The 8,430-nt window shown below is 31.8% G+C and carries 5 protein-coding genes and 1 tRNA gene; 4 read left to right on the forward strand and 2 right to left on the reverse strand.

Annotation, left to right across the window (positions count from 1 at the left end):
• Nucleotides 1–310 precede the first annotated feature (310 nt).
• Nucleotides 311–391: transfer RNA gene (locus VKJ25_RS03415), tRNA-Leu, on the forward strand.
• A gap of 736 nt (nt 392–1,127) precedes the next feature.
• Here VKJ25_RS03415 and VKJ25_RS03420 read toward each other — a convergent pair.
• Together VKJ25_RS03420 and cobU are read right to left on the reverse strand one after the other, a co-directional pair.
• Complete coding sequence (locus VKJ25_RS03420; protein WP_324235223.1) at nt 1,128–1,604, reverse strand: hypothetical protein; 477 nt, start codon at nt 1,602–1,604, stop codon at nt 1,128–1,130.
• A gap of 867 nt (nt 1,605–2,471) precedes the next feature.
• Nucleotides 2,472–3,035, reverse strand: coding sequence for a bifunctional adenosylcobinamide kinase/adenosylcobinamide-phosphate guanylyltransferase (gene cobU / locus VKJ25_RS03425; protein ID WP_324235224.1), 564 nt, complete (start codon nt 3,033–3,035; stop codon nt 2,472–2,474).
• Nucleotides 3,036–3,165: 130 nt separating this feature from the next.
• On the opposite strand from cobU, the gene VKJ25_RS03430 reads away from it, so the two are divergent.
• The 3 genes from VKJ25_RS03430 to VKJ25_RS03440 form a co-directional block, all read left to right on the forward strand.
• On the forward strand, nt 3,166–4,098 hold the full coding sequence (locus VKJ25_RS03430; protein WP_324235225.1) for a glycosyltransferase family 2 protein: 933 nt from the start codon (nt 3,166–3,168) through the stop codon (nt 4,096–4,098).
• A 693-nt stretch (nt 4,099–4,791) separates the two neighbouring features.
• Nucleotides 4,792–5,739, forward strand: a complete 948-nt coding sequence (locus VKJ25_RS03435) for a glycosyltransferase family 2 protein (protein WP_324235226.1) — start codon at nt 4,792–4,794, stop codon at nt 5,737–5,739.
• Between the two features lie 628 nt (nt 5,740–6,367).
• Nucleotides 6,368–8,430: N-6 DNA methylase (locus VKJ25_RS03440; RefSeq protein ID WP_324235227.1), on the forward strand; the 2,063-nt coding region annotated here is incomplete at its 3' end.

The raw sequence follows: 8,430 nt of genomic DNA on the forward strand, positions 1-8,430 counted from the left end.
ATCCAACAGGTTCTTCTTTGGTGGCCTCATATAACAAATAGCTCTATAGGCTCTTTCTCCGCGACCTCGTTGGACCCTATTCATACCCCTCTAGTTTCTAGAGGCTCTTAATAGGAACAAGTCGCACTTACATTCTTACTGTGACTCAATTTAAGAGGTGTAAGAATGTCCTAACTGTTTTAAGGACTGCTATATGAAAAATATTTGAGAAAATTTTTTGTAGACATTCCAGAATTTTATGTTAATATTGTATATTGTTAGCTAGATTTCTATTATTTTATGGAAATTTGATTGATAGATACTAACTAGAGCGGATGTGGCGGAATTGGTATACGCGCACGTTTGAGGGGCGTGTGGCTTTGCCTTGCGAGTTCGAGTCTCGCCATCCGCATTAGAGAATAATCAGAGGTTAAAAAGTGATGACTTCTGGTTTTCTCTTTTTTTTGGACTAAAAATTGACATGACATATAGTGGAGTGTAAAAACTATAGTGCTATAGTTAGGTTTTGTTTATGGAGGTCTGCTACTGAAGGAAGAGAAAAGTTTAGATTATTTACTACGGAAAAACTTTCTGATAGTCAAATTTTCCAGTCACCTTTTCTGCAATTTTCCTAACTATTAACTCCTAACAGCGCCAAACCTAATTAGGGCTTCCGTATGGAAATATAAAAGTTTTGATAGGTAAAGGTTTTAGTCTTTTGAAGTCTGGAAAAAGTGCTTCGTTTTCAGTTCTTTATGTTCAAAAAATCAGGATTTTGAGTATTTCAAGGGGCAGAAAATCAAGGGATAATATTCTAACTACCTATTCTATAATTCCCCTGAATTCTGAATTCTGGATTCTGCCTTCAGAAAAAGAAGTCTATACGCAAACTCTAATTAGCAAGTGCTAGTTAATTTAGATTTTTTTTGGGTAAACTTTCTATCTATAAATGTTCTGATTGTTTTATTTATTTAGGTTAGTTTGTCGGACATAGTTTAGGCTAAAAAAGCGTTTATAGTAAGTAAATTTGGATAACAATACTGACCTAGAAATTTTTACATATTCCTCTGATTGATTGTTATTGAAAAAGTCGCAGAAAATTTTCATGTTGACAAGATAGTTTTGTGAAAGAAAAACAAGTTACCTTTTCAAGATGCTTTAAATTCTTGCTCTTGAGAATTGGGAGAATTAGTATCTATATCTGCTTTATTATTGATATTTAACAATCGCTGACAAATACTTACTAAATATAATTTACTACTGATAGGCGATCGCGGCAATGGTGTTTCAGTATTAGGCCAACTAGGAAGATCGAAACATGGACAACATTCTGAGGGCATTCCTTTCACACGAGCAGGAATCGGCATTGAACAACGGGAACAAGAATTAATATCCCATTCGGAAGATAATAATTCTTGAAATGTTTGATGGGTTCCTTCTAAATAACAATCTCCTGATTCTGATGATATTATTTTTTGCCAGCATTCTTCAAATTCTTGACTATAGCGATCTTTTGAAAGTACAATTTGAGGTTTAATTGTTTCTTGACCATTATTAATTAAAACCTTTTTACCTAATTGAAACCAATAGGCAATATATTTTTTTATTTGCTCATAGGATGCCATAATTTTAATATAGAATAATGTTTTTAGATAAGCAGTTAGTTATCAGCTTTTAGTTACTAACTTATGATTACAGGGAAGGAAAAAGTAGTCCTTCAAGCAGAATTAAAAGTTATGGATAAATTGGGCAAGTAGCTAACTTAGTTATGTTTAATAGCGGAATGCTTAAGTTTTTAGGGTATGGAGAATTTTCCAGACCAAAAATAGCATTGATAATATATTTTAGTAAGCACTTCTTGCGGAATGCTAAACAAGCAGCCTTCAGCTAATAGTTATCAGTTTCTAAGATATATCATAATTTCCTGCCACAAATTATATGGTTTAACAACTCAGATTTCTGGTTGAAAATGTAGTATAAGTTAAAATAACATTGGCTTCATTCATTAAAAAGCTAGGAGCTGAGAGCTGAGAGCTGACTGCTAATAGCTAAACGCTTATCTTTGATTTTACCTTATTAAATCTCCTAAATTCTATGATTATTTCTAAAGGAATAGTTAAGAATTTAAGCAAGCATTCAGATATTCCTCTGGAATCACACTCAAACAAAAATAATATCCTCACTTTAAGGACTTGAGCTAAATGAATACAACCTTTAAAGTCAGCTCTTAATAGTAAGGTTAAATTTGTCTAAATTAATAAACTAGACAGTGAAAGTAGTTATAGAAACAACTATTGCTAACTAAGACTTTCAGATATCTAAAATTTAGAAAATTTATATTCAAAACTGTAGGTAATATAAGCCTTTTTCAGTAATACTTTTAGCATTGAAATAAATCATTTTTTATGATTTCATGAGAAATTTGTACTATCAAGTTAATAAAAATTTTATCTAAAACTTAAGGTAATAGCTAATAGTTGAGGGCTAAATGCTTAAAATTTTAAAGGTAATCCTAAATCGCTCAAAGGTAAAACATAACCTCCAGTAACTAGATAAACAGATTGAGAAATTACTCCTATTTTCCGAATCAGAGATCCAAGGCGATCGCGAAATAATCGTCCAATAGGATAAGCAGGAATTACTCCCCAACCTGTTTCTTCTCCTACTAAAATCACATCACCCTTAGCTTTTAATAAACTTTCAATTAGTTCCTCTAAAGTTTGATTCCAAGTTGGTTCATTTTGTTCCAAAATATTAGCTAACCAAGTACCTAGAGAATCTACTAAAATACAGGAATTTTTATTAGAATAAGTAGCCAAAGTTTCTGATAGTTTGATAGGTATTTCTAAAGTCATCCAATCAGAAGGACGACGATTTTTATGTTGTTCAATTCGAGCTTGCCACTCTAAATCATTAGCATTAATTTGAGAGGTAGCAATATATATTACTTTTTTTTCAGAATTAATGGCTAAATTTTCTGCCCATTCACTTTTTCCGGAACGAGCAGGACCAGTGATTAATATTAATTTATCTGAAGTGGTTTGAGGGAAATTCATCAGGATATAGAGTTAAAGATTTTAGGCTAAACTGGAACATAAAGAATAGTAAATTATGTAACAGCAAATTAGGCCAATATCCACAATAACTTCCATCCCCAAAAATTATTACTAAGAATAATAACTAACTATGGCCCTAATCTCCGCTATTATCTGTACTCATAATCGGGACAATTACTTAGGAGCTGCAATAGATAGCCTATTAGTACAGGATTTTCCTGGTAGCTTTGAAGTAGTGGTAGTAGATAATGCTTCTAAAGATCGTACCCGCGAAGTAGTAGAAGCAAGACTTTCTAACCCCAAACTTAAATATGTCTATGAACCAGTCACAGGATTATCTGTGGCTAGAAATACAGGAGCAAAAACAGCTAGTGCTAAAATTTTAGCTTATCTTGATGATGATGCTGTTGCTAGTCCTCAATGGTTGAAGGTAGTATATGAAGCTTATCAAAGTAATGACAAATTAGCTATTGCTGGAGGTAAAGTTACTTTAATTTGGCCAGAAGGAATTAGTCATCCCCACTGGTTGTCTTGGGAATTATCAGGAAACTTGGGTTACTATGACCTTGGTGATTCGGTTGTCTATATTGACCAACCGGGTTTGACTCCTAGAGGTTTAAATTATTCAATTCGTCGCACATTTCTGGAACAAATTGGTGGTTTTGATACTAATTTGGGTCGAGTTGGTAAAAAACTTTTATCGAATGAAGAGTTGCATACCACAGAATTAGCAATAAAGCAAGGTTGGCAAGTGGCTTATTTACCAGAAGCTTTAGTTGCTCATAATGTAGCTCCAGAAAGGGTGAAACTTTCCTGGTTTATTGAACGAGGTTGGTGGCAAGGTATTAGTGAATGTTATCGAGAACAACTAGCTGGTAATGCTGGTTTAGGTCAATTATTGCGGGGGAGTGAAAGAATAATTAGGGGTGTTTATAAGTCTCTAAAAAATATTACGGACCCTGCAAAGCGTTTTGATAATTTTGTCTATGCTTATGGTCAAATAGGTTATTTAGGTGCAGCAATTAAGGGAATTCTATCTACTTCAATAACTCCCAAAAATTGAATAAAGTTTATTGAATAAAGTGTTAGGTTATAGGTTGTCAATAATTAATAATTAATAACTAATAGGAGTGTAAAAAGTTCTCTAAAAGAATAATTTGTACCTGAAAATTGAAAGTGTTACTGGTAAAATATTATAGCACCTAAAGCTGTTAATACAAAGTTGATAACCTTTAGATAGCTGAAAGCCTTAGATAGTAATAGTTATTCTTAGAACTTGGCACTGTCTAGTAGTTAATAATTATTAATTAATTATTACCTTTTCTTATAAAAAAGAGGATTGGCTAAAATAAATTTTTGTTCTTCTGAATATGGGGTTTAGCTAACACAAAACTACTGATTTTTATCTATGAATGGAGAAGCTTTATACCTTAATTTTTCGGTAAATTATGGGTATAATAAAGTATATTTAAAAAGGCATAAACTTCAACATGAAATCTCAGAATTTAAGAAAAAAACCTAAACTTAATACCTAAAACTTTTAGAGCTTAATAATAAAAATCAATTAAGTTCAACAATCAATAATTATCTCTCCCTTTTCGGGAAATGATTGACGCTCAAGGAAAAAAAATTCTTTTCTTCCCTTTGAAAGGAAAGGCTTTCAACCTGAATTATTTAATAATTAATTACTAATTACTAATTATTAATTATTAATTATTAATTCTCTCGGTAACTCCAATTAATCAATTATTCAATTATGACATTATCTAAAATACCAGTATCAGTTCTTATTCCGGCTAAGAATGAAGAACAAAATTTACCTGCTTGTCTAGAAAGTGTAGCTAGAGCAGATGAAATATTTGTGGTAGATTCTCAAAGTAGCGATCGCTCTGAGGAAATAGTTGAAAGTTATGGAGCAAATCTAGTACAATTTTATTTTAATGGTACTTGGCCGAAAAAGAAAAATTGGTCTTTGAACAATTTAAAATTTCGGAATGAGTGGGTACTAATTGTTGATTGTGACGAACGTATTACTCCTGAACTTTGGGATGAAATTGCTATAGCTATTCAAGATGAAAATTATAATGGTTATTATCTCAATCGGAGAGTATTTTTTCTAGGTAAATGGATTCGTCATGGTGGGAAATATCCTGATTGGAATCTTAGATTATTTAAACATAAAGAGGGTCGCTACGAAAATTTGAAGACTGAGGGTGTTAGAAATACTGGGGATAATGAGGTACACGAACACGTTGTTTTAAATGGCAATGTAGGATATCTGAAAAATGATATGCTTCACGAAGATTTTCGCGATCTTTTTCATTGGATAGAAAGACATAATCGTTATTCTAATTGGGAAGCAAGAGTACATTATAACCTATTAACTGGTCAAGGCGATCGTGGAACTATTGGCGCTAGTTTATTTGGAGATGCGGTACAAAGAAAACGTTTTTTGAAAAAGATATGGGTGAGGTTGCCATTTAAACCTTTGTTGAGATTTGTGTTGTTTTATTTTATTCAACTGGGATTTTTAGATGGGAAAGCGGGGTATATTTATGGTAGGTTATTGAGTCAATATGAGTATCAAATTGGTGTTAAGCTTTATGAGTTAAAAGACTGTGGTGGTCAGTTAAATGTTACTAAAAATAAACCACAAAATACTAATTCTCAAAAAGTTGCTCAGGTAGATTCTGTTAGTAGTTAGTAGGTAAGAATTGAGAATTTAGAATTTAGAATTTAGAATTGAAGCAACTATTCAGGTAGTGGGGTTGACAAATAATCATATCTATATTAATTGTGACTTTCCCTGCCTAATTTTATCTGGTTGGAAAAAATCTAAATTCAAGTTATTTTGACTTGGAAACAAGACGATAATTTTGATAAAAATATAGTTAGCATTCTGTAGGGTTTTGGAGACAAAAACCCTACTTTTTTTGTCACAATTAAATAACTGGCATTATTTGAAAAAATTACTATGGTTTCTTGATTTTTATTGTTTAATTTTATCTGGCTGGAAAAGTCAGAAATTCAAGTAACTTGTATTTTTAAATAAGACGATAATTTTGATAAAAATATAGTTAGCATTCTGTAGGGGGTTGGGAGACTAAACTCCTACTTTACTAATTTTATTGGGTTGGAAAAGTCATAAAATCAATTTACAGCAGATTCTATCTTGGCAAGGAAAAGTGATATGAGCAAGATGCCCGCACTGGCAATATTTTATTATTAATATCTATATTTCATATACTGGGAATTTGTTATATTATTTTGGGTAAATGGAAATACTCAAAATTATATAATATCTTAAAACTATTTACCAAAAAGACAAATTAATGGAATTTAACTACTATTTACAAGAATTAGAACAGAATCTGGAAAAAGGCAGTGAACGTACTCATTATCCTGCTTTGAAAAATCTGATTGAGAGTGAAATTTTAGGAATTAATGCCAATATTGAAGAAACTGGAAATCAAGCTGGCATTCCAGATTTTACGGTTAGAAAAAATAATAATTTACTTGGTTATATTGAAGCTAAAAAAATTGGTGAAAGTTTAGAGAAAGTTCAATCAACTGAACAGTTAAAACGATATTTAGAATCTGCTGTAGGTGAAAATTTTATTTTAACTAATTACTTAGATTTTCGTTGGTATCAAGATGGTAAGTTAAAAGTTAAGACCAGTTTAGGTAAAGTAGAAAATCAAAAAATTGTTCCGAGCAAGACTTTAGAAAAAACTGCTAAATTAATTCAATCATTTTTAGATTATCAAGAGAAAGTTATTGCTAACTATAATAATTTGGCTGAACAAATGGCTGCTCAAACTAAGGTTATTCGTTATAGTTTATCGGAAGCTTTAAAAATTGAAAATGAAACGGGAGAATTAACTGCACTTAAGCAAGTTTTCCAAGAATTGTTATTGCCAGATTTAGATAATAATAGTTTTGCAGATATGTATGCTCAAACTATTACTTATGGATTATTTACTGCCAGAGTCGGTCATGCTCAAAATCCTGGTAATTCTAATTTTAATCGTCAAACAGCGGGTATTTATATTAGTGATAAAATTCCTTTTTTACAGGGTTTGTTTAGTACGGTTATTGCCACAGACATTGTCAGTAAAATTAACTGGGCGATTGAAATTTTGATAGAAGTTTTGGCAAAAGTTGACATTGGCAATATTCTCGAAAATTTTGGTCGCGAGACGAGAAGGGAAGACCCGGTTGTTCATTTTTATGAAACTTTTTTAGCTGCTTATGAAACATCTTTGAGAAAAAGTCGCGGAGTTTATTATACTCCTGAACCTGTGGTGTCTTTTATCGTCAAAGCAGTTAATCATATTTTAGATAAATACTTTGATTTAGAACATGGTTTTGGTAGTCGAAAAGTAACAATTTTAGACCCTGCTACGGGTACTGGTACTTTTTTATATCGGGTAATTAAACAAATCTATTTTAACTTTGAGAAATATGGTACAAATCGTTGGAATGAGCTGTTAAGAGATTCACAAGTTTTACAGCGGTTATATGGTTTTGAATTATTGATGACTCCCTATGCTATTGCTCATTTAAAATTGGGGTTATTATTGGAGACTTTAGGTTATCGTTTTGAGGATAAGGAAAGATTAAATATTTTCTTGACTAATGCTTTGGATGAGGGGATAAAAAAGTCTAGTTTATTATTGGCAGAATATATTTCTGAAGAGGCTAATCAAGCGGCAAAGGTTAAGGAGGAAAAACCGATTTTTGTCGTGTTAGGAAATCCTCCTTATTCTGTTAGTTCGCAAAATGTTAGTAAGCGGAAAAGACGACTGGAGGAGGATACTAAATATTTGGCAGATGTTAAATATAATGGTGCGACTTGGGAGAAGATTTATAAAATAGGGAAAGCTGGAAAAGAGATAACAGAATTAACTTATATTGGTGAACTTTTAGAAAGATATAAAGGTAGGGTGAGGTTGGAGGGAGAAAAGAATATTCAACCTCTTGATGATGACTATATTAAATTTATTCGTTTTGCTCACGACCAAATAGAAAAAACTGGGCATGGGGTAATAGGTTTGATTACCAATCATTCTTATATTAATGGTTTAATTCATCGGGGGATGAGAGAGGAGTTAATGAAATATTTTGATAGTCTCTATATTATGGATTTACATGGTAATTCTTTATTGAAAGAAACGACACCGGATGGAGAAAATGATGAAAATGTTTTTGATATTCAACAAGGTGTGGCAATTTTAATTGCGGTTAGGGAAAAAAGTGAACCTGATGCTTTTTCGGTAGTTTATAAAAAGAGAGACGGAGTGAAGTTACCTGCGGATGTTTTTTATTTTGATTTATGGGGAAAAAGGGAAAATAAATATAAATTTTTAGAGAGTGTAAATTTTCAGGATGTTGA

The organism is Okeania sp. (genome assembly GCF_035285525.1).
In the GTDB taxonomy this organism is placed as follows: domain Bacteria; phylum Cyanobacteriota; class Cyanobacteriia; order Cyanobacteriales; family Microcoleaceae; genus Trichodesmium.

Excerpts from the sequence above, each read along its gene's own strand:
- VKJ25_RS03420 (WP_324235223.1), bottom strand. The coding sequence starts at position 1,604 with ATGGCATCCTATGAGCAAATAAAAAAATATATTGCCTATTGGTTTCAA.
- cobU (WP_324235224.1), bottom strand. The coding sequence starts at position 3,035 with ATGAATTTCCCTCAAACCACTTCAGATAAATTAATATTAATCACTGGT.
- VKJ25_RS03430 (WP_324235225.1), top strand. The coding sequence starts at position 3,166 with ATGGCCCTAATCTCCGCTATTATCTGTACTCATAATCGGGACAATTAC.
- VKJ25_RS03435 (WP_324235226.1), top strand. The coding sequence starts at position 4,792 with ATGACATTATCTAAAATACCAGTATCAGTTCTTATTCCGGCTAAGAAT.